The organism is Humibacter sp., assembly GCF_035547335.1.
Taxonomy (GTDB): domain Bacteria; phylum Actinomycetota; class Actinomycetes; order Actinomycetales; family Microbacteriaceae; genus Humibacter.
This window is the reverse complement of record NZ_DASZVF010000009.1, coordinates 26,614-47,766: the sequence shown is the minus strand read 5'-3', so window position 1 is coordinate 47,766 and position 21,153 is coordinate 26,614. Positions and strand designations below refer to the sequence as shown.

Annotated in this window: 17 protein-coding genes; 8 read left to right on the top strand and 9 right to left on the bottom strand. The window is 67.6% G+C overall.

From position 1 onward, the window contains the following. The first annotated feature begins 3 nt into the window (after positions 1-3). Entirely contained in the window at positions 4-2,367 is a 2,364-nt protein-coding gene (locus VHB92_RS02200) for a glycoside hydrolase family 2 protein (RefSeq protein ID WP_325450928.1), read from the top strand. Positions 2,368-2,530: 163 nt separating this feature from the next. On the opposite strand, the gene VHB92_RS02195 is transcribed toward VHB92_RS02200, so the two are convergent. Together VHB92_RS02195 and tcuA are read right to left on the bottom strand one after the other, a co-directional pair. Further along, complete coding sequence (locus tag VHB92_RS02195) at positions 2,531-2,950, bottom strand: NAD(P)H-binding protein (RefSeq protein WP_325450926.1); 420 nt, start codon at positions 2,948-2,950, stop codon at positions 2,531-2,533. Between the two features lie 122 nt (positions 2,951-3,072). Continuing rightward, positions 3,073-4,554 (bottom strand): FAD-dependent tricarballylate dehydrogenase TcuA, encoded by a 1,482-nt coding sequence (gene tcuA / locus VHB92_RS02190; protein WP_325450924.1) that lies wholly within the window; start codon positions 4,552-4,554, stop codon positions 3,073-3,075. A gap of 77 nt (positions 4,555-4,631) precedes the next feature. On the opposite strand from tcuA, the gene VHB92_RS02185 reads away from it, so the two are divergent. After that, positions 4,632-6,137 carry an aldehyde dehydrogenase family protein gene (locus VHB92_RS02185; RefSeq protein WP_325450922.1) on the top strand — a complete coding sequence of 502 codons (1,506 nt, stop codon included), beginning with the start codon at positions 4,632-4,634 and terminating at the stop codon, positions 6,135-6,137. A 37-nt stretch (positions 6,138-6,174) separates the two neighbouring features. Here VHB92_RS02185 and iolC read toward each other — a convergent pair whose 3' ends face one another. Next, a complete protein-coding gene (gene iolC / locus VHB92_RS02180; RefSeq protein WP_325450920.1) occupies positions 6,175-7,173 on the bottom strand; it encodes a 5-dehydro-2-deoxygluconokinase in 999 nt (332 codons plus the stop codon). 149 nt (positions 7,174-7,322) lie between these two features. Between iolC and VHB92_RS02175 the strand changes: the two genes are divergently transcribed. Both VHB92_RS02175 and VHB92_RS02170 read left to right on the top strand, forming a co-directional pair. Beyond that, positions 7,323-8,267, top strand: a complete 945-nt coding sequence (locus tag VHB92_RS02175) for a sugar phosphate isomerase/epimerase family protein (RefSeq protein ID WP_325450918.1) — start codon at positions 7,323-7,325, stop codon at positions 8,265-8,267. Between the two features lie 45 nt (positions 8,268-8,312). Further along, positions 8,313-10,709: a glycoside hydrolase family 2 protein gene (locus VHB92_RS02170; protein WP_325450916.1), complete on the top strand. Its 2,397-nt coding sequence runs from the start codon at positions 8,313-8,315 to the stop codon at positions 10,707-10,709. A 35-nt stretch (positions 10,710-10,744) separates the two neighbouring features. Here VHB92_RS02170 and VHB92_RS02165 read toward each other — a convergent pair whose 3' ends face one another. Continuing rightward, the gene (locus VHB92_RS02165) at positions 10,745-11,569 is read right to left on the bottom strand and encodes a DeoR/GlpR family DNA-binding transcription regulator (RefSeq protein WP_325450914.1); all 825 of its coding nucleotides are present in this window, start codon (positions 11,567-11,569) and stop codon (positions 10,745-10,747) included. Positions 11,570-11,997: 428 nt separating this feature from the next. Here VHB92_RS02165 and VHB92_RS02160 point away from each other — a divergent pair, with 428 nt between their 5' ends. The 4 genes from VHB92_RS02160 (at position 11,998) to VHB92_RS02145 (ending at position 16,159) form a co-directional block, all read left to right on the top strand. Continuing rightward, the gene (locus tag VHB92_RS02160; RefSeq protein WP_325451291.1) at positions 11,998-12,837 is read left to right on the top strand and encodes a sugar ABC transporter permease; all 840 of its coding nucleotides are present in this window, start codon (positions 11,998-12,000) and stop codon (positions 12,835-12,837) included. A gap of 101 nt (positions 12,838-12,938) precedes the next feature. After that, a complete protein-coding gene (locus tag VHB92_RS02155; RefSeq protein ID WP_325450912.1) occupies positions 12,939-13,748 on the top strand; it encodes a carbohydrate ABC transporter permease in 810 nt (269 codons plus the stop codon). Positions 13,749-13,849: 101 nt separating this feature from the next. Next, on the top strand, positions 13,850-15,187 hold the full coding sequence (locus tag VHB92_RS02150; RefSeq protein WP_325450910.1) for an ABC transporter substrate-binding protein: 1,338 nt from the start codon (positions 13,850-13,852) through the stop codon (positions 15,185-15,187). 78 nt (positions 15,188-15,265) lie between these two features. After that, entirely contained in the window at positions 15,266-16,159 is an 894-nt protein-coding gene (locus VHB92_RS02145; RefSeq protein WP_325450908.1) for a hypothetical protein, read from the top strand. A gap of 494 nt (positions 16,160-16,653) precedes the next feature. Here the strand turns inward: VHB92_RS02145 and VHB92_RS02140 are convergent, their stop codons facing one another. From VHB92_RS02140 to VHB92_RS02120, 5 genes are read right to left on the bottom strand one after another with little or no spacing between them, the layout of a single operon-like run. After that, complete coding sequence (locus VHB92_RS02140) at positions 16,654-17,454, bottom strand: SDR family NAD(P)-dependent oxidoreductase (RefSeq protein ID WP_325450906.1); 801 nt, start codon at positions 17,452-17,454, stop codon at positions 16,654-16,656. Continuing rightward, positions 17,451-18,230 carry an SDR family NAD(P)-dependent oxidoreductase gene (locus VHB92_RS02135; protein ID WP_325450904.1) on the bottom strand — a complete coding sequence of 260 codons (780 nt, stop codon included), beginning with the start codon at positions 18,228-18,230 and terminating at the stop codon, positions 17,451-17,453. Before VHB92_RS02135 ends, VHB92_RS02140 begins: the two co-directional genes overlap by 4 nt. Then, positions 18,227-19,291: a lactonase family protein gene (locus VHB92_RS02130; RefSeq protein WP_325450902.1), complete on the bottom strand. Its 1,065-nt coding sequence runs from the start codon at positions 19,289-19,291 to the stop codon at positions 18,227-18,229. Before VHB92_RS02130 ends, VHB92_RS02135 begins: the two co-directional genes overlap by 4 nt. A 22-nt stretch (positions 19,292-19,313) precedes the next feature. After that, entirely contained in the window at positions 19,314-20,336 is a 1,023-nt protein-coding gene (locus VHB92_RS02125; protein WP_325450899.1) for a zinc-dependent alcohol dehydrogenase, read from the bottom strand. Positions 20,337-20,339: 3 nt separating this feature from the next. Beyond that, positions 20,340-21,152 (bottom strand): SDR family NAD(P)-dependent oxidoreductase, encoded by an 813-nt coding sequence (locus tag VHB92_RS02120; protein WP_325450897.1) that lies wholly within the window; start codon positions 21,150-21,152, stop codon positions 20,340-20,342. Position 21,153 lies beyond the last annotated feature (1 nt).

The window sequence follows — 21,153 nt, the reverse complement described above, 5'->3', positions numbered from 1 at the left end:
CACATGAGCGATACGACGACGACCTACTTGCGCGCCGGATGGCGCTTCACCGGCCCGGTGAAACGCCCCGGCGCCCCCGACCACCTGGAGCCCGAAGTGGTGGGCGCGCATAACGCGGTCGACCTCGACGACTCCGGCTGGGAGCAGGTGACCCTGCCCCACACCGTCGCCGAGCTCGGCTGGCAGAACTGGGATCCGTCCCGGTGGGAGGAGGTGTGGGCGTACCGCTTGCACTTCGCGACGCCGGACGACGCCGCGGGCAACCGCGTGTTCGTGCACTTCGAGGGAGCGATGACCACGGCCGTCGTGAGCGTGAACGGCACCGTGCTGGGCGAGCACCGTGGCGGGTACCTGCCGTTCTCGTTCGAGATCACCGACCTGCTCGTTGACGGCGACAACGTGCTGGCCGTGCTCCTCGACTCGCGCGGGTTTCAGAACGTGCCGCCCAACCTTCCGCCGCCCGCTCCGAGCAGCTGGATCGACTACTGGCAGCCGGGCGGCATCCACCGCGACGTGCGTCTCGAGGTCGTCCCCCCGACCTTCATCTCGGCGGTCGCCACCACGCATCTCGACCCGATCGACCCGGAGCGGCGGCGTTCCGAGTTCGTGGTCAGCCTCGACTCCGCCGTCGAGGCGACGGACGCCGCGTTGACGGTCGAACTGCTCGACGCGGCGGGCGAGCCGGTCTCCACCGCGCGCGTCGACGGCGTCCGCATCGAGGCGGGGGTCTCGACGGTGACGGTGCCGCTCGGCGACCTGCAGGCGGTCGAGCTGTGGGACATCGACAATCCGGTGCTCTACACGGTCCGCACCTCGCTCACGCTCGGCGGCGACGCGGTGCACAGCCACACGCTGCGCACCGGCTACCGCGAGACGCGGTGGGACCACCACGGCTTCTTCCTGAACGGGACGCGGCGCTACCTCTTCGGCGTGAACCGGCACGGACTGTATCCGTGGTCCGGCTTCACCATGTCCGAGCGGACGCAGCGCAAGGACGCCGAGATCATCAAGCAGGACCTCAACTGCAACTTCGTGCGCTGCTCGCACTACCCGCAGGACCCCGCCTTCCTCGACGCGTGCGACGAGCTGGGGCTGCTGGTGTGGGAGGAGTCGCCGGGCTGGCAGTACGTCGGCGACCAGGAATGGCAGGACATCGCGGCGGACGACATCGCCGGCATGATCGCCCGCGACCGGCACCGCCCGTCGATCGTGATCTGGGGCGCGCGGCTCAACGAGACACCGGACCACCCGGACTTCTGGGCGCGCACCGAGGCGCTCGTCAAGGAGCTCGACCCGACGCGGGCGACGAGCGGCACGATGCACGGCGACTACAGCAGGTCGGCGACCTTCCAGCACGACGTCTTCAGCTACGACGACTACACGACCGCGGTGGATGAGGACGGCGACCGCTACCCGGTGCTCCTCCCGCCGACGGAGGAGTGGCCCTACCTGCTGGCCGAGGCCATCTCGAGCCGGAGCAGCCCGACCACGATGTACCGCCGCGTGGAGACCGCCGACGTCCAGCAGCACCAGGCGCTGGACTACGCGATCGCGCACAACGACGCGCGAGCGGACGACCGCTACCTGGGCATCATCGCCTGGGTCGGGTTCGACTATCAGGCGGGCTTCGGTACGGTCTACCACGGGCTGAAGACCAGCGGATTCGGCGACGTCTTCCGCATCCTGAAGCCGGGAGCGGCGTTCTACCGCTCGCAGGTCGCGCCGAGTGAGCGGGTGGTGGTCGAGCCGGCCTTCACCTGGGACCCGCCGGAGCACATCCTGGTCAAGGCACTCGGCAACCGGCCCGAGGACCTCATCTGGGGCCCCGGCCGGAAGGCGATCATCTGCTCGAACGTCGACCGGCTGGAGGTGTTCCTCGGCGGCCGCTCGCTCGGCACCGTCACGCCCGACCGTGAGCGCTTCCCGCACCTGGAGTATCCGCCGTCGTTCATCGACCTCGACCTCACCGGGTCGGACTCGTGGGACCTGCGGATCGACGGCTACCTCGGCGACGAGCTGGTGGCGACCCGGCGCTACGCCGGTGACCGCGTCGGCGACTCGATCGAGCTGTCGCCCGACGACTCCGTGCTGGTGGCCGACGGCCGTGACGCGACGCGCGTCGTGGTCGCGGTGGTCGACCGCTTCGGCGAGCGCCGCGGGCACTCTCGGGCGGTCATCCCGATCGACGTGGACGGCCCCGGGGAGCTCGTCGGCGACCCGGTGCTCGAGCTCGAGCAGGCGGGAGCGGTCGCCGCGGTGTGGATCCGCACGATCCCCGGACGCACCGGCAGCGTCGTGGTCAAGGCCGCCACGGGCGACCTCGGCACCACCACGGCGACCATCAGGGTCGTGGCGGCCGAGGGGTAGCGGAGCGGTACCGGCGAGCGCGCCGGAGGCGTCGGAGGCGGGGAGCGATCCTCGTCCCGGCTCAGCCCCCGGCGCGCACGCCCATGTCGAAGCGGCTGAGCACGGTCAGGGCGAGCGTCGCCGCGTCGAGAGCCAGCAGGAATGCGGCGAGTCCGAACTGTGCCTACAGGTCGCCCGCCCGGACGTGGGTGTACATCGCGCACACGAAGAAGACGACGAGCCCAGCCGCGGCGGCGACGCCGATCCCCGGCACCCAGAGTCCGGCGACCAAACCGAGCGCTCCGAGCAGCTTGAGGGTGCCGATCGGGAATCGCAGCCAGGAGACCGGCACACCGGCGGCGGCCACCGGCGCGTCCCGGCGCCCGCGCGGGCCGATCGCGGAGAGCACGGCGTCGGCGTTCCGCAGAGCGCGGTTTGTGGCGGCGAGGTCGGCGAGTTCGTGGACGACATCGACGCTGAGTTCGGGATGGCGGACCTCGAGCCGCCGCGGGTCGCGCACCACGGCGGTCACCCGGTCGCCACGGGCCAGAGCCTGCTCGACGAGCAGCCGCCCGGTCTGCCCGGTTGCTCCGAAGATCGTCACCCGCATCGCCTCGACCACCTCTTCATCAGATCGAGATCGTCACGCAGTCTCATCGCACTGCTCGAGAAGGTGACCACGCGGACCGGACAACGCGCCGGCGTGCACCCGGGCTACGGCGACGGCTAAGCGACCATGCCGGCGCGCCGCCCGAACACGATGCCCGCGGCGAGGCCAGAGCCTCCAGGGTAGTTGCCGCTGAACAGGCCGCCGAGCATCTCGCCGCAGACCAGCAGCCCGGGGATCCGGGTGCCGTCCGCGCGGAGCACCCGCCCGTCCACATCGGACTTCAGGCCGCCGAACGTGAAGGTGATGCCGCATGTCACCGGGTAGGCGAAGAAGGGCGCGCTCTCGAGGGGCATCGCCCAGTTCGACTTTGGCGGCGTGACGGAGGCGCGACGGCCGTCCTTGACGGTCGGGTCGAAAGGCGTCGAGCGATCGATGGAGGCGTTGAACTCGCTGACCGTCGCCTCGAGTTCGGCCCGGTCGATGCCGAGGGAGTCGGCCAGCTCGGCGATCGAGTCGGCGACGTGCACGCCGACGCCGGGCATGTCGTACTCCTCCTCGCGCAGCAGCGGGCGCAGGGTCGCATCGAAGATCTGGTAGCCGATCGATCCCGGCTGCTGCAGGATGAACCGGCCGTACTTCGCATAGGTGTAGTTGCGGAAGTCGGCGCCCTCGTCGAGGAACCGGTGACCCTCCCGGTTGACGATGATGCCGAGCGGATAGCTCTGGCGGGTGAGGCGATTGGTCATCTCGCGGTTGCTCTCGTTGTCAGCGGCCTCGGCATCCCACTGCACGCTGTGCGCGGTCGACCAGTCGCCGCCGCGCGCGGCACCCACGGCGAGCGCGGCCCGCAGCATCGTCCCGTCGTTGTACGGGGTCCCGCGGACGACGGCGTTGCCCCACCCCGCGCCGAGGAACTCCTCGCGCCACACCGGGTCGGCCTCGAAGCCCCCGGCCGCGAGGACGACCGACTCGGCCCGGAAGGTGACCGGACGCCCGTCGATGGACGCGACGACACCGGTGACGCGATCGCCCTCCCGCACCAACTCGGTGGCATGGGCGCCGTAGCGCACCTCGACGCCCAGCCCGCCGGCGACGCGGGTGTGGTCCGCGACCAGCCCCTGTCCGCCGTCGACGTTGCCGACATGCAGTCCGCCCCAGAACAGGTACGTGCCGTCGTCGCGCCGATAGGCCTGTCGCTCGTACATCAGCCGGTAGCGCAGGCCGAGCGAGTGGAGCCAGCGGATCGCGTCGCCCGATTCGCCGACGAGCACCCGGGTGAGCTCGGGGTCGTTGCGGCCCTCGGTCACCTTCGCGAGGTCGGCGGCGTACTCCTCCGCCGAGTACGGCGGCACCGTGGTGACTGCGAGGCGCTCGTCGTCGTCGATGAGGTCGCGGAGGTCGTCGAGCCCGCCGTGCGGGATGCGCGTGGCGCCCGCCGTGTAGAAGCTGTTGCCGCCGGCCATGACCGCGGTCCCGCGCTCGAGCAGGATCACCTTCCGACCCCGCGTCGCCGCCGCGTGCGCGGCGGTGAAGCCGGCGTTCCCGCCGCCGACGACGACGACGTCCGCGTGCACCGTGTCCGGCGATGAGTCGCTCATATTCCCGCACCTTCTCCGCGCGTTCGATCGGATCGGATCACCCGGATCGCCTATGGTGATTGTATATGATCAAAACTATGGTTGATATCGAACGGGACGGGTCGCGCGCCCCCCGCGGCCCGGGTGCCGACGCGGTCGAGTCCCTGGGCGCCATCCCGGCGGGAGCGTTCGTCGACGGCAGCTGGGTCCCGGTCACCGGCCCCGCTCGCGACGTGATCGATCCGGCCGACGGCACGACGATCGCCACGCTGCGGGATGCGACGGTGGAGACGGTCGACGCGGCCGTCCGGTCAGCGCGCCGGGCGTTCGAGCCCTGGTGGGAGCTGCCCACGTCCGATCGCTCCCAGGTGCTCGAGCGCATCGCCGACGCCATCGATGCGGCCGGTCCCCGGCTGACCCTGCTCGAGAGCGTCGACACCGGCAAGCCCCTCTCGCAGGCGCGGTCGGATGTCGCCACCGCGGCCCGCTACTTCCGGTTCTACGCCCACGCCGCCCAGCACCTCTTCGGCGACGTGATCCCGATGGGCTCGCGCGTGCTCGCCCGGACGGAGCCCGAGCCGTACGGGGTCGTCGCTCACATCACCCCGTGGAACTCGCCCCTCAGCCAGCTCTCCCGCGGGGTGGCGCCGTCGCTCGCCGTGGGCAACACCGTCGTCATCAAGCCGTCGGAGCTCGCCCCCCTCTCGTCGCTGGCCTTCGCCGAGCTGGTGGGCGGCATCGTGCCCGCCGGCGTCGTCGACGTCGTGCCGGGTGACGGGATCACGGCGGGCGCCGCGCTCGCGGGGCACCCCGGCATCGACCACCTGACCTTCACCGGCTCCGTCGCCACCGGGATCGCCGTTTCGGTCGCAGCCGCCCGGAACGTCGTGGCGACCAATCTGGAGCTCGGCGGCAAGTCCGCCGCCCTCGTCTTCCCCGACGCCGACCTAGGGGAGGCTGCGCGCTTCGCGGCTGCCGCGATCATGCGCAACTCCGGCCAGTCCTGCTCCGCGCTCACCCGGTTCGTCGTGCATGAGAGCGTGCGGGAGCGGTTCGTCGAGCTCCTGGTCGACCGCGTCTCCCGACTCCGGGTCGGCGTGGGCCGTGACGACCCGGATCTCGGTCCGATCGTCTCGGCCCGCCAGCGTGACCGGGTGTTCGGGCTCATCGAGCAGGCGGCCGACCAGGGAGGCGACATCCGCATCGGCGGGGCGTTCGCCCCGGAGGAGTGGAAGGACAGCGCCGGCTTCTTCGCCTCGCCCACGGTCGTCGCCGGGGTCCGGCCTGACTCGGTGCTCGCCACGACCGAGGTGTTCGGGCCGGTGCAGACCGTGATCGACTTCGCCGACGAGTCGGAGGCCGTCGAGATCGCTAACGGGACGCCCTACGGCCTCACCGCGGCCGTGTTCACCGCGGATCTGCGCACCGCGGAACGGGTCGCGCGGCGGATCCGGGCGGGCCAGGTGCAGATCAACGGATTCAACGGCGCCGCCGTCGAGGTCCCCTTCGGCGGCTACCGCCACTCGGGCCACGGACGCGAGAAGGGGTTCGCGGCCCTGCTCGGCTACACCCAGGTCAAGGCTGTCGTCACCCACCTCGGCTGAACGGCCGACCGTACCCGGCGGTGGCCGGGGCCGGTGCTCAGGCGACGGGCACGCCCTCGCCGCGGGCGGCCAACCACTCCTCGACCTCGGCCGTCGTCGGCATGGCGGGTGAGCATTCGCGCTTGGTCACGACGATCGCGCCCGCCATGTTGGCGAAGGCGAGGGTGCGCTGCAACGACCATCCGGACAGCAGACCGTGACAGAGGGCGCCTCCGAAGCCGTCACCGGCGCCGAGCCCGTTGACGACGTCCACCATGATCGGGGCGACCTCGACGGTCTCCTCGCGGGTCTTCGCGAGCACGCCCTTCTCCCCGCGCTTGACGATCGCCAGCTCGACACCGCGGTCGAGGAGTGCGTCGGCGGCGCGGTGCGCGTCGGTCTCGCCGACCGCGATCTCGCACTCCCGCTCGTTCCCGACGGCGACCGTCGCGTACTGCAGAGCGTCCTCGATCGCCTCGTGAGCGGCCTCCGGCGACGGCCAGAAGGTGGGCCGGTAGTCGAGATCGAGGATGGTGTGGCTTCGACGCCCCCGCGCGCGCCACGCCGCGATCTGGGCGTCGCGCGCCGGCTGCGCCGAGAGCCCGGTGCCGGTCGCCCAGAAGATCCGGGCATCGCGGATCTCGTCCAGGGGGAGCTCGTCGGCGCGGATCTTCATATCCGGAGCCGTCGGCACCCGGTAGATGAAGGAGGGGAAGCGGTCCGGCGGGTAGATCTCGCAGAAGGTGAGCACCGTGTTGATGCCGTCGACCGGAAAGACGTGGGTGTTGTCGATGCCGAAGTCGCCGATCTGACGCTTCGCGTACCGCCCGAAGGCGTCGTTGCCGGTCCGCGTGATCAAGGAGACCCGGTGGCCGTGCTTGGCCACCGCGACCGCGACATTCGCCGCGCTGCCTCCGATGGACTTGGTGAAGCTGGTGACGTCCTCGATCGGAGTGTTGATCTCCGCCGGATAGAGGTCGACGCACACGCGCCCGAGGACCATGACGTCCAGCGGATCCTGATTCTCCGGCATGAGCTGTCTTCCCGTCTGTGTCATGAGTATGTTCGAACACGAACACGTTGTAATATGCACACGGCGTAGGTCGCTTGTCAACCGCATGGCCGCGGTGGGTGAGCGCTTCCCTCGACAAGTCGTCGGCACGCTCCGGGCTTGTTCTCTTTTTCTCACGATCGAAGGAAAGACCCATGAGAGTGTCCGTGCTGCCCAAGGCCTTCGTGCCGGAGATCGCCGTCAAGCGCTCCATGTCGGTCTTCGACTGGATCGAGATGGCCAAGACGCTGCCGGTGGACGGCCTCGAGCTGCACTGGGGCTTCATCTGGGACCGATCGCCGTCGGCGGTCGATCGGATCGGCGAGGCGCTGGCCTCCGGCGGGTTCGAGATGCCAATGCTGTGCGCGTCACCCGACCTGGTGAACCCCGACCCCGACGAGCGCGCGCGCCAGTTCGACCTGGAGGTCGAGCTGATCGGCGTCGCGGCGCGCCTCGGCGGCCCGGGCGTGACGTGTCGGGTGCTGACCGGGCAGGCGCACCCCGGCCTCTCGGTGGAGCAGGGCCTCGACTTCGCCGCCGACGCCATCCAGCGTCTGATCCCGATCGCCCGCGAGCAGGGCGTCATCCTCGCGATCGAGAACCACTACAAGGCGAGCAACTGGAAGTACCCCGAGTTCGCGCAGCGCAAGGACGTCTACCTCGCGCTACTCGAGCGGGTGCCCGAGCGCGCCTACTTCGGCGTGCAGTACGACCCGTCCAACGCGACCATGGCGGGGGAGGACCCGGTCGAGTTCCTCCACCTCGTGGTCGACCGCGTCGTCTCGATGCAGGCGTCCGATCGGCGCCTGCTGCCCGGTGCGACCCTCGACCAGCTGCGCCAGGCCGACGGGACTCTGGGCTACTCGCCGCTGCTGGCGCACGGCGTCGTCGGCGAGGGCCTCAACGACTACCCGGAGATCTTCCGGGTGCTGAACGCCGCCGGCTACGACGGCTGGGTCAGCGTCGAGGACGGCGAGAACGGCATGGACGAGATGCGCGCCTCGGTCGAGTTCCTCCGCGAGGCCCGCGACAAGTACTTCGGCGGTTCCACCGCCGCCCGGGTCGCGTCGCTCGAAGCCGCCCGGGCACAGGCCGACTGAACGCGCTCGCCCCCGGCGACGACGACGGAACGCGACGACAACGGAATGGAAGACGACATGCAGGTCGGCGACGACGCCACCACCACCGCGACGAGCCGGGAGCGCATCAACACGGGATGGCTGTTCGGGGGCGAGGTCCCCGCGCCCGGGCCGGGCGGCCGACTCTACGCCGACAAGGCGGCCGCCTACTCCGCACCGGACCTCGATGTCGCGGACTGGCAGGAGGTGCGCCTCCCGCACACGGTCGTCCCGCTCTCCTGGAAGCTGTGGAATCCGTCCACCTGGGAGAAGGTGTGGGTGTACCGCCGGCCGCTGCGGGTCGAGCAGGGCCCGGGTCGCCGGTCGTTCCTCGACTTCGACGCCGTCCTGACCAACGCGGTCGTCGCGCTCGACGGGCAGGTCATCGCAGAGCACGTCGGTGGGTACCTCCCGTTCAGCGTCGAGATCACCGAACTCGTCGCCGATGGCGTCGAGCATCAGCTGGCCGTGGTCGTCGACTCCCGTGCGGCGCTGAATGTGCCCCCGAACCCCCCGGCGCCCATCCCCGCCGGGGTCATCGACTTCTGGCAGCCGGGCGGGATCCATCGCGACGTCTGGCTGCGCGACGCGCCCGCGAGCTACGTCCGCGCCCTCCGGGTCAGCCACCACGACGTACTCGACCCGGCTCGGCGGCGCTCGATCGTGGAGGTTGAGGTGGACTCCGCGACGACGTGCAATGCGCTCGATGTCGTCGTCACCGTGACGTCCGCCGACGGGGCGGAGGTGGGGCGCGCCACTCAGCACGTCGACGTCGTCGAGCAGGGGATCACCCGGCTCTCGGTCGAGGTCGGGGCGCTCGACGACGTGCGGCTCTGGGACATCGACGATCCGGTGCTCTACGACCTGACCGTCACGCTCGAGGTCGACGGGCGACCCGTCCACCGCGACAGCCGGCGCACCGGATACCGCGAGGCCCGGTTCGAGCCGGGCGGCTTCTTCCTCAACGGGCGCCGCCGGTACCTCATGGGCGTCAACCGCCACGGGCTCTTCCCCTATAAGGCGTTCTCGATGCCGGACCGTGTCGAGCGCCGCGACGCGGAGATCATCAAGCGCGACCTGAACTGCGCCATGGTGCGCTGCTCGCACTACCCGCAGTCGCCCGCCTTCCTCGACGCCTGCGACGAGCTCGGCCTGCTGGTCTGGGAGGAGTCGCCGGGGTGGCAGTTCGTCGGCGACCAGGTCTGGCAGGATCACGCGGCCGACGACATCGCGAACATGATCGAGCGCGACCGGCACCGTCCCTCGATCGTGGTGTGGGGCGCCCGGCTCAACGAGACGCCCGACAACCCGGAGTTCTACGACCGCACGGAGCGCCTGGTGAAGGCGCTCGACCCCACCCGGCAGACCAGCGGGACGATGCACGGCGACTACATGGACGTCGCGGTCTTCCAGCACGACGTCTTCAGCTACGACGACTACGCGACCGTCGTCGACGACGAGGGCCGGCGGCGCCCCCGCCTGCGACCGCCGGTGGACGGGCGCCCGTACCTCGTGAGCGAGGCCGTCTCGATCCGCAGCAGCCCGACCATCAAGTACCGGCGGGCCGAGGTGGCGTCGGTCCAGCAGCACCAAGCGCTCGACTACGCCCAGGTGCACGACGACGCCATGGGCGACCCACGGTTCTCCGGCCTACTGGCATGGGTCGCGTTCGACTACCAGTCAGCGCGGGGGGACAACCACCACCACGGCACGAAGACCTCGGGCCTCGGAGACGTCTTCCGTGTCCTGAAGCCCGGAGCTGCCATCTATCAGGCGCAGGTCTCGCCGACGGAGCGGATCGTGGTCCAGCCAGCGTTCACCTGGGATCCCCCGGAGCTGTCTCCGTCGGAGACCTACGCCACACGCCCCGAAGCGCGCGCCTGGGGCCCCGGCGCGGAGGCCATGATCTGCTCGAACTGTGACTACCTCGACGTCTTCCTCGGCAACCATCTCGTTGAGCGCGTGCACCCTGACCGGGCGCGGTTCCCACATCTGCCCTTCGCCCCCTCGTTCGTTGACCTGACGCTGCGCGACCGCCCGTCGACGGACCTCCGGATCGATGGATACCTCGGGGACGAGAAGGTCCTTACTCGTCGCTACTCCGGCGATCGCTCGGGCGACACCCTCGCGATGATCCCCGATGACCGCAGCCTGTTCGCCGACGGTGTGGACGCAACCCGCGTCGTCGTCATGATCGTCGACCGCTTTGGGGAGCCCCGCGGCGCGTCACGACGGGTCATCCAGTTCAATGTCGACGGTCCCGGATTGCTGATCGGCGACTCGTCTCTGAATCTCGAGGACACGGGCGCCGTCGGCGCGGTATGGGTGCAGACCATCCCGGCAGCGGGCGGGACGATCCTCGTCTCGGCTGTCAACCCCGAGCTGGGGAGGACTACCGCACGGATCGAGAGCCGGGCGTCGTGAGGACGATATTCTCGCCGGTTGACGGTCGCCGCGGTCTACTCGGCTTCGAGCCCATCCGCGTCGGCAGGATTGGCTGCGGTCGCGAGTCGAACGTCGATGCCGCGCTGGATCAGCATCTCGTGCTGCTGTTCGGGGATTCCATCATCGGTGATCAGCACGTGGACTGATCCCCACTCGCAGATCTTGGTCATGGCCTTCTTGGTGAACTTCGACGAGTCCGCCAAGAGCACGACCCGATCGGATGACCGGATCATCGCCCTCTTGATCGTGGCGTCCTGGTCCGTAGCGTCGAAGACGCCCCGAGAGGAGAGGCCGTGTGCTCCGAGGAACACGGTGTCCATCTGGAGGCGCGACAGCGCCTCCACGCCGTACGTGCCGATGAACGAAAGGCTCTCCCGTCGCAGCACCCCGCCGATCGACGTGACTTCGACATTCTTCTTTGCGATGAGCACCTCGGTGGCGGTCAGCGAGGCGGTGATGACTCGGATGTCGATGTCGAGGGGCAGGAGCTGAGCCACGCCCGACACGGTCGTCCCTGCATCGAGACCGAGGGTCATCCCGGGCTCGATGAACTCGACCGCGAGCTCGGCGATCCGGCGCTTGACGACCCGCTCCGAGAATGCGCGCTCGGCATAGTCGGGCATGAATGCGCGGAGCGACCCCTTAGAGCGGACGCCGCCGTGGAACTTCACGACATGGTGCTGAAGTGACAGCTCGGTGATATCTCGGCGGATGGTCATCGCCGAGACGTCGAACATCCTGGCAAGCTCTTCCACAGCGCAGTACCCGCGGAGATCGACCACCTCGACGATCTGCTTGCGGCGGGTCGCAATGGATGTCTGCTGTGCGACCTCGGACACGGATGGTTCCTCGACTTCCTGTCAACGCTCGGACAGACGCGACTTGAACACGATTCGATCACATAGCACTCGAGTGTGCAAACGATCACACATGGTTTGGTCCCCGAAATAGCGCAACTCGGGGCCCACGCGTGAACGCGGAGCCCCTTCCGGATGAGACTTTATCGCCGTCGCTTGATCGAATAGTCACATCCGGGTAGGATCGCGATGCATGCGCTGTTCGTAAGTCAACAGCCCGAACGACCTCAGCGTCAGAGCTCTGCTCTTCCAATGATGAAAGAAGCACGTATGTTCATCCTCGCTCCTTGGGCGATATGGCGAACCGGTCAGGCGGAGGCCGCCACGTGACCGCCACCCTCCTCTCACCGCGCCAACTGACACGCGGTTCGCGGAAGCGATCCCGCCACGAATCCGCCGGGTGGGTGTTCATGGCCCCCTTCCTTATCGTGTTCGTCTTCGTACTGATCACGCCGATCGTGTACGCCATTTACCTGTCGGTCTTCCAAGACCGGCTGGTAGGGGGCAATTCTTTCGTCGGGCTCGCCAACTTTGTGCAGGTATTCGCCGATCCGCAGTTCTATTCCGGCCTCGGACGCGTCACAATCTTCATGCTCGTGCAGGTGCCGATCATGATGCTGGCGGCGACGGTCGCGGCTCTTGCGATCGACAGCGCGCGGCTTCTTTTTCCGGCATTCTTCCGCATGGTGTTCTTCCTGCCGTACGCGATCCCGTCCGTCGTGGCAGCGCTCATGTGGGGATTCATCTATGGCAGGAACTTCGGCCTGATCGGAGACGTCAGTTCGTTCTTGCACTTGGATCTTCCTGATGTCCTCTCCAGCAACTACATTCTCGCCGCTATCGGCAACATCAGCACCTGGGAGTTCGCCGGCTATAACATGCTGGTTCTCTACGGCGCGTTGAAAGTCGTGCCGAAAGACTTGTATGAGGCCGCGTCGATTGACGGTGCGAACGAGTTCCACATCATCCGCCGAGTCAAGCTTCCGGCGATGCGGGGTGCTTTCGTCGTGTGTCTCGTCTTCTCGGTGATCGGGAGCTTTCAGCTTTTCGCCGAGCCCAGCGTGCTGCACACGCTTGCTCCCAACTCCATCAACTCGAGCTTCACGCCGAACTATTACGCATACAACCTCGCGTTCGCCGGCACACAATTCAACTACTCGGCAGCTGTCGCAATCGTAATGGGAGCCATCACCATGGTGGCCGCCTACATCGTGCAGGTGGTCCTGACTAGACGAGAGGGCCGAATGTGACTGCTCTATTGACCCGCTTGAGGGCCCCTTCGCGAACCGTATCGTCGGTTCGACGACACCCACAGCTGCGGCCCCGAAAGTCCATCTTCCTGACGGCCGTCATGGTACTCGGGCTGCTTTATACCGTCGTTCCGCTGCTGTGGCTTCTCATCAGCTCGACGAAGACGCAAGCAGCCCTATTCTCCACCTTCGGATTGGCGTTCGGCGGCCATTTCGCCCTCTGGGACAACGTCGTGGAGACATTTACGTATGGGCATGGCGAGTATGGCCGGTGGCTGCTTAATACGGTCCTGTATGTCGTCGTCGGCGCCGGTGGAGCGACGATCCTGGCCACGCTTGCAGGCTACGGTCTTGCTCGTTACAACTTCCGCGGTAAGCGTGTCGTATTCGCCGTCATTATTGGCGCCGTCGCCATCCCCGGCACCGCCCTCGCGGTTCCTACGTTCCTGTTGTTCAGCGCGCTCGGGCTCACCAACACTCCCTTCGCCGTCATAATCCCGTCACTGGTCAATCCTTTCGGTCTCTACTTGATCTGGACCTTCGCTACAGAAGCTGTCCCACTGGAGTTGCTGGAGGCCGCTCGCATCGATGGAGCTGGCGAACTACGCATCTTCCGATCCGTCAGCCTCCGACTACTCATGCCGGGTTTCGTGACAGTGCTGCTGTTCTCAATCGTGGGCTCCTGGAACAACTACTTCCTGCCGCTGATCATGCTCAGCGATCCTAAGTGGTTCCCCTTGACCGTCGGACTCAACAACTGGAGTGCCCAAGCGAGTAACGACGGAGGGGACGCGATCTACAACTTGGTTATTACCGGCTCGGTCGTCGCCGTGATCCCAATCGTCGTCATCTTCCTGTTACTGCAGCGCTTCTGGGAGAACGGTCTCGCCGCTGGAAGCGTCAAGCAATAGGACCGGTGAATCGAGCAATCCCGCTCGATCGCCTTGCACGAAAAAGACAAGAGGTGATAGCTGTGTCAAATCTTCAACGACGACATCGGCGACGCGCTACGTTGAGCGCTGCAGCTGTGTGCGTCGCCATCTCCGTCGGGCTCACGGCCTGCTCGCCGGGGGGCTCAAGCACGAATGAGAGCGGCGCGGGCGCCAAGCAGCTGGCAACGGCTTCGCAGATTGAGGCGGCGCTCCAGAAGCCGACGACGCTCACCGTATGGGGATGGGCCCCACAAGACGCTCCCGTTATCGCTGCCTTCGAGAAGGCGTACCCCAAGATCAAGATCAACCTGCAGAACGTTGGCAGTAGCGGCACCGAATACACCAAGCTCCAGAACGTGATCAAGGCAGGTTCCGGCGTACCCGACGTGGCCCAAATCGAGTACAACGCGCTCCCGAGCTTTGTGCTCAACAAATCGCTGGTCAACCTTGCCCAGTATGGGCAGGCAAAGAACAAGTCGAAGTTCAGCGACGCAAGCTGGGAGGCCGTGAATGTACTCGGAGGTATCTACGGAGTCCCGCAAGACACCGGGCCACTAGAGATGTTCTACCGCCCCGATGTCTTCAACAGTCTGGGGCTGAGCGTGCCCCAGACATGGGACGAGTACATCGCCGACGCCAAGAAGATCCATGAGGCTAACCCAGAGAATTACATCACCGCGGATACGGGAGAGCCGAACATTCTGAACGGAATGATCTGGCAGGCCGGAGGCCGGCCGTACTCGACGTCGGGCACGAAGGTTTCAATCAACCTGCAGGACAACGGGACGAAACGTTTCTCTTCGATGTGGGGACAGCTGGTCTCGCAAGGTCTGGTCGACACCACAGTCCCCACCTTTACGCCGGATTGGTTTACTGGACTGGCCAACGGCAAATACGCCACCCTGATCACAGGAGGCTGGGGGTCCGGCTCGTTGATCAACCACGTGCCGACGGCGACAGGAAAGTGGCGTGCCGCCCTGCTGCCTCAGTACAAAAAGGGCGAGCAGGCCAACGGGCAGACTGGCGGATCCACGTCTGCGGTGCTCGCGGCAAGTAAGCACAAGCTCGCCGCAGTCGGCTTCGCGCAGTGGTTCAGCCAGAACAAGGAGGCGAACCAGATTTGGGTCGCCAACGGTGCGACGCCCAGCATGACGGCGGTCCTGAACTCACCGGATTGGCTCAACCAGCACGTCGACTACTTCGGTGGTCAGCAGATCTACAAGGTATTTGCTGAGGCCACACGCCAGGTATCGCCGGGGTGGCAGTTCCTGCCGTACCAGGTCTACGCGAATTCTATTGTGGGGGACTCAGTTGGTCAGGAGTACGCGAAACACGGCGACCTGCAGGCCGGTCTAACCAAGTGGGGTGAGTCGCTGAAAAAGTATGGCGCAAGCCAGGGATTCACTATCACCAAATAACGACAAAATAAAAGTCGGGTGCGGGCGGACGAGTCGGCTCGCACCCGACCTAAGTATTGGTCGATCGTAAGGATGGACGTGACTCAGATCACGGAGAAGGCGCGTCGCGGCCTGGAAGCGCTGCAGACTGCGGATGGTAGTTACTCGATGGTCGCGCTCGACCATCGAGAGGTCCTTCGCGAGATGTTCCCGCCCGTCGCAGACGGTGTACTCGTGAGCGACCAGGTGCTGCAGGAATTCAAGCGCGAGGCGATCGAAATCCTCAGCCCCCACGCTTCCGGCATGCTCCTGGACAACCGCTTCGGCATACCGAACGGACAACGGCCAGCCGAGCTGCAGCCGAACTGCGGGCTTATTCTGGCGGCTGACGCCCTGACGAATGTCCGTGGCGTGGGTGTCACCGCGACGAGCGTCGACCCGCGAATAACGGTCGACTATGTCCGTGAGACGCAGGCCGTGGCGCTCAAGCTACTCGTCTTGTGGCATGGTGGGCGCAAGGGTGAGCGCGATCTTGTAGACCAATTCCTCGATTTGGCAGAGCAAGCCGGCGTCGAAAGTTTGGTCGAGGGCGTGGTGCGGCTGGCACCCGGCGAGTCGTGGCGGGACCTCAAGGAGCGCGACGAGGCGATTCTGGATGTCGCCGAGGCCTTATCGAAGGGCGCCAGTTTATACAAAGCTCAAGTTCCGGGATACACACCGGGAGACGTCTCGAGAGTCCGTGCGAGCGCCAGAGAACTGTCTGAGATAGTGGCTGGTCCCTGGGTGATCCTCTCCAATGGTGTCGCACCGGAAGACTTCCCGGAAGCTGTCGCAGAAAGCTGCGCCGGTGGCGCATCTGGCTTCCTGGCCGGAAGGAGCGTGTGGGCTGACACCGTGGTGGAGGTGGATCCGAGAACCGCGCTCCGCGAGCGCGCGGCGCCGCGCCTCCAAGGACTCGCGGAACTTGTCTCCGCAGCGCGGCACGCGCTCTAGCGAGGATCCATCGCACCGCCCAGAAGCGCGATCGGGCGGAGCTCATCCAACGAACCGACCGCGACAGTCGTCGTGACGACCGTTGGCGCGTTAGCCCGGCAGAACACTCGTGATCACCGGCGGCAATTCGGGACTCGACCTTGAGACAGCACGCGCGATCGCCGAAGCGCCGCCGGCGAACACGGCAATACTCGGGTGCCGAGAGCCTTCGCGAGCGCTTGAGGCGCCACGTTCCATCGTCCTTCGACAGGAACCGGCGGCGGTTCCAAAGTAAGTGCTGCGTCCGGCCCTGACGGTTCACCCGTCGATTACGCGAGTTCGCAAATGCATGGCGGGGTCGATCTGCATCGTGAGGCACTGGTCTACAGGACCAACTCCAGAACCCGACTCTCGGGGGGTCTGACAGGGGACGGCTCGAAGACAGCGGTCACAAATCGAGCGCCTCACGCTAGGACCATAAGACATCACGGCGGGGCGCGGACTTGACTGCCGCGTCAATAGGTCAGGCGTCCGCCGCTGACGTCGAACACGGCCCCTGTGGTGAAGGAGCATCGTGGCGACGCCGCGAAGCAGACCATCTCAGCCACCTCCGCGGGCGTGCCACGGCGGCCCATCGGGATTTTGGCGGTGAGCATCGCGATGTGAGCGGGGTCGGACTGCGAGAGCAGGTCCGTCTCGATGATAGTCGGGGCGACGGCGTTCACCAGGATCCCGCTCACAGCGAGCTCCTTGGCCACCGACTTCGTCATCCCGATGACCGCGGCCTTGGCGGCCGAGTACGGGGCCTTCTGCGGGTTGCCCTCCTTGCCTGCGACACTCGCCATGTTCACGATGCGGCCGTAGCCAGCGCGCAGCATGTGCGGGATCGCGGCCTTCATGCAGTGGAAAGTGCCGTGCAAGTGGACCCGCATGACGTCCTCAAAGAACACTGTAGGCGTCTCCCAGAGATTGTTGGGCGGTCCGGAGGTGCCGGCGTTGTTGATCAGGATGTCGAGAGAGCCGAAACGGTCGACGATCGCGTCGATCTGTTCCACAACGTCATTCTCGAACCGGACGTCGAGTGCAGTGCCGTCGCAGGCGATGCCGCGTCCCTGCGGCTCCTCCCGTATCCCCGTCGCCGCCGCCTGTGCAGCTTCCCCGTCGCGAGCGGCGATGACCACATGGGCTCCCCGAAGAGCTAGAAGGGAGGCGACCGCCAGACCGATCCCGCGGCTGCCGCCAGTCACGAGGGCGACCTGGCCGCGCAACTCCGGCTCGGGCGCGGCCGGGGCCGACGGTGATCCGGCTCCGCTCAATGCCGCTCCGTCGTCGTCAGCGACACGCCGCCGTCGACCGGAAGCACCACGCCAGTCAGGTAGCGAGCCTCTTCACTGGCCAGGAACACGGCCGCATAGCCGACATCCCACGCCGTCCCCTCACGGTGCAGGGGCGACGAGTGTCGGCGACGCTCGCGCACGGCGTCGGTCATCTCGCGCGAACCCGCGTGCGGAGTGAACAGCGGTCCGGGAAGGATGCAATTGACCCGGATGCCGTCGGCGGCATGGTCCAGGGCCATACTCTTCGTGAGTGAGATCACTGCACCCTTTGAGGCGGAGTACGGCGCACGGCCCGTCGGCCTGAGCGCGGCCAACGACGAGGTCGTGGTGATCGCGCCCCCGCCGGCCCGTGACATCGCCGGGATCGCGTACTTGCCGGTAAGCATGATCGTCGTGACGTTGACGCGCATGACCCGGTCCCACAGCTCTTCGGTCACGTCGACCACGGTCCCTCGACCGCTGATGCCGATGTTGTTGTGCAGCACGTCGATGCGACCGTGGGTGTCGAGCGTGTGAGCGATTAGGGCTTCGGCCACGACAGCACGACTGAGATCGCCGACGAAGGTGGTCGCCGTGCCTCCCTCGTCGGCGATCATTGCCCGGGTGACCTCGGCGGCGTCGGGGTCGAGGTCGTTGACGACCACCGTTCCGCCCTCGCGCGCGAACAGAAGTGCGACCGCCCGCCCGTTGCCGATCTCGTCGCCGGGTGCACCGGCCCCCGTTACGACGCACACCTTGCCGGCGAGCCTGTTCATCGTTGGCCTCCCACCAGTATCGCCACCGGGCAGAGTACCTCGACGCGCGCGCCAGTTGGGCTGAGGAGCCCGCTCTGCGGGTCGACGTGAAACGCTCGGACGTCGTCGATGTCCTCGTTGCCGACGTAGAGCTCGTCGTCGACTACCGCGAAGTGCCGCGGTGTGCGGCCGCCGGTGGGGGTGTCGGCGATATGCCGCAGGTCGTCGTCCTCGACCTCGAAGGTCGAGATCATGCCCACGCGGCGATTGCCCACGTGTAGGAAGCGACCGCCGTGGCTGAGCACAATCTCGGAGGGCTGTGGTCGCACCGGGTCTCCGGCGGGACCGGCCGGAGAGCGATGGGCCAGCGAGGGGCGGTCGCCGACCCACTCCAGCTTCCCGTCGGTACTCGTTCGGAACGTCATGACCAGCCCGCCGAGCTCGGCGGAGACGAACAGCCGTCCGTCGGGGTGCAGCGCGAGGTGCCGGGGGCCGGCGTCGGCCGGGGTGGAGGCGGCGGCGACCTCGGTGATCTTGCCGGTCTCCGCGTCGATCGCATAGGTGAGGACCTGGTCGGTGCCGAGATCCGTGCCGTAGACGAAGCGACCGTCCGGCGCGAAGACGGCGCAGTGGGCCCGAGCGGTGCGCCCCGGTCCGGCGGCCGGGCGCCGGTCGACGAGGTCGAGCAGCTCGCCGACCGTGCCGTCGTCATCGACGCGGTGCACGGCGAAGCACCCGCCGAAGTAGTGCGAGGTGAAGAGGAACGTCGTGCCGTCGACGACGCCCAGGGCGATGTGGGCGGGGCTCGAACCCGTCGCGGTCTGCGCGATCAGCCGCGTCGAGCCGTCGGGCTCCACCGCGTAGGTGTCGATGGTGCCGTCCGGCAGCTCGGAGGCGGCGTAGAGCCGGTCGAGCGTCGGGTGCTGCACGAGGTACGCCGGGCAGCCCCCGCGATCGACGCCCACCAGGCGGAGCACAGCCCCTTCGGGAGCCGCCGACAGGGTCGTCAGGCCCTCTCCACGAGCGCCCTTGGGCGCGGTAAACGATCCGACGAAGAGCGTGCGCTCGGGCTGCGGACTCATCGGAGCACCGCCATCCTCCGGGTCATCGGTCGACCCGGCTCGGGTCGATCAGGAACTTGGGCCCGGGCCCCCGGGTGTGCGGCGCGCGACCCGTGAGCACGTCCTCCGCCTGCTCCAGCGTCACGGTGGCGGCGATGAGCGGACGCGGATCGACGGAGCCGTCCGCGTAGGCGGCGATCGTGTCGTTCAGCCCGAGCGAGCCGCCCAGGATGCCGTGCACGGTGATCTCCTTGTGCACGATCGTGCGGGCGTCGACCTCGCTCGGCGTCGGCGCGACGCCGATGAAGACGGCCACGCGGCCGGCGTCCACGGCGTCGAGCGCGAAGCCCGGCATCACGGGGGAGTTGGTCGCCTCGATGACCGCGTCCCACGGGGTCGAGGGCTGCTCGTCGGGACGCCAGGTGCCCTGGACGCCGAGCGAGCGCGCGATCCGGAGTCCGTCGTCGTCGATTCCCACCACGTGCACCTCACCGCCCGCCGCTATGGCGAACTGCGCCGCGATCAAGCCGATCGCGCCGGTGCCGAGCACGAGCACGGTCGACCCCGGCAGGATGCCCGCGGCCTGGACCGCACGGAACGAGTTCGCGCCCGGCTCCACCATCGCGCCCTGCTCGTCGTCGACCTCGTCCGGCAGCCCGCGAAGCGAGACCTCGGGCACGAGCAGCTTCTCGGCCAGGGCGCCCGGCCAGTTGCGCCGCACGCCGATGCCCCAGTGGTCGTCGCAGAGATGGTGACGGCCGGAGAGGCACCGCGCGCAGTGTCCGCAGCCGATCAGGGTGTCCCCGGTGACTCGCCGCCCGAGCCATGCCGGGTCGACGCCCTCGCCCAGCTCGACGACCGTGCCTGACCATTCGTGGCCGAGCCGGATCGGATAGCTGAGCCGGCTGCGGGCGAGGCGCGCCTCGTCGCCGGTGAAGATCGAGACGTCCGTGCCGCAGATGCCGACGAGGGCGACATCCACCACCACCTGTCCCGGCCCGGCGACCGGCGGGTCGACCTCGACGACCTCGCCGTGACCCCGCTCGACGATCTCGAAAGCGCGCATGGGTCAGGGGATCTGTGAGATGTCGCCCGACTCGGCGTAGTCGTACGCCGCGGCCGGATTCTGGGTGGCGAGCTTGCCGCCGCTGACATCGATGAGGGTGCCGGTGATGTAGCCGGCCTCGTCGGAGGCGAGGAAGCAGATGAGGTTCGCGATGTCGTCCGTCGTCTCCCAACGCCGCAGGGAGAGCGTGCCGAGCAGCCGATCCTGCTCCGCCGCCTCGCGCTCGGTGAAGTGGTTGAGCAGGGTCGGCACCATTCCCGGCGCGTAGCTGTTGACCGTGATGTTCCACGGCCCGAGCTCGCCGGCGAGTGCCCGCGTGAACTGCACGACGGCCATCTTCGACGACGCGTACGCGGCGTGCGCGACCGACGGGATGACGGCCGCGAACGACGCCGCGTTGATGATCCGGCCGCTCCGCTGCGCCTTCATGGCAGGGATGACGGCCTTGCTCATGATGAAGGTGCCGGTCAGGTTGACCTCGTGCACGCGCCGCCAGGCCGCGACCTCCAGCAGGTCGGTCGGCGCGGTGGCGCCGATGCCCGCGTTGTTGATGAGCAGGTCGATCCGCTGGTGCTTCGCGAGCACCTCGCCGATCACCTCGTTGACCCGCGCCTCGTCGGTTATGTCGCAGAGGAACGCGTCGCCCTCGGTGCCGTGCTGGGCGAGCTCGCCGGGCAGCAACTCCAGGTCGGCCGCATTCACGTCGAGCCCGATGACGCGGACTCCCTCGCGCGCGAGCCGCCGGGCGATGTCGCGCCCGATCCCTCGTCCTGCGCCGGTGATGACGGCCACGCGGCCCGTCAGATCGATGTGCATC

What these genes read in the sequence shown, in the direction of transcription:
- tcuA (WP_325450924.1), bottom strand. Translation starts at nt 4,554, where the DNA reads ATGAGCGACTCATCGCCGGACACGGTGCACGCGGACGTCGTCGTCGTC.
- VHB92_RS02135 (WP_325450904.1), bottom strand. Translation starts at nt 18,230, where the DNA reads ATGAACAGGCTCGCCGGCAAGGTGTGCGTCGTAACGGGGGCCGGTGCA.
- VHB92_RS02130 (WP_325450902.1), bottom strand. Translation starts at nt 19,291, where the DNA reads ATGAGTCCGCAGCCCGAGCGCACGCTCTTCGTCGGATCGTTTACCGCG.
- VHB92_RS02160 (WP_325451291.1), top strand. Translation starts at nt 11,998, where the DNA reads ATGGCCCCCTTCCTTATCGTGTTCGTCTTCGTACTGATCACGCCGATC.
- VHB92_RS02200 (WP_325450928.1), top strand. Translation starts at nt 4, where the DNA reads ATGAGCGATACGACGACGACCTACTTGCGCGCCGGATGGCGCTTCACC.
- VHB92_RS02125 (WP_325450899.1), bottom strand. Translation starts at nt 20,336, where the DNA reads ATGCGCGCTTTCGAGATCGTCGAGCGGGGTCACGGCGAGGTCGTCGAG.
- iolC (WP_325450920.1), bottom strand. Translation starts at nt 7,173, where the DNA reads ATGACACAGACGGGAAGACAGCTCATGCCGGAGAATCAGGATCCGCTG.
- VHB92_RS02170 (WP_325450916.1), top strand. Translation starts at nt 8,313, where the DNA reads ATGGAAGACGACATGCAGGTCGGCGACGACGCCACCACCACCGCGACG.
- VHB92_RS02185 (WP_325450922.1), top strand. Translation starts at nt 4,632, where the DNA reads ATGGTTGATATCGAACGGGACGGGTCGCGCGCCCCCCGCGGCCCGGGT.
- VHB92_RS02175 (WP_325450918.1), top strand. Translation starts at nt 7,323, where the DNA reads ATGAGAGTGTCCGTGCTGCCCAAGGCCTTCGTGCCGGAGATCGCCGTC.
- VHB92_RS02155 (WP_325450912.1), top strand. Translation starts at nt 12,939, where the DNA reads ATGGTACTCGGGCTGCTTTATACCGTCGTTCCGCTGCTGTGGCTTCTC.
- VHB92_RS02120 (WP_325450897.1), bottom strand. Translation starts at nt 21,152, where the DNA reads ATGCACATCGATCTGACGGGCCGCGTGGCCGTCATCACCGGCGCAGGA.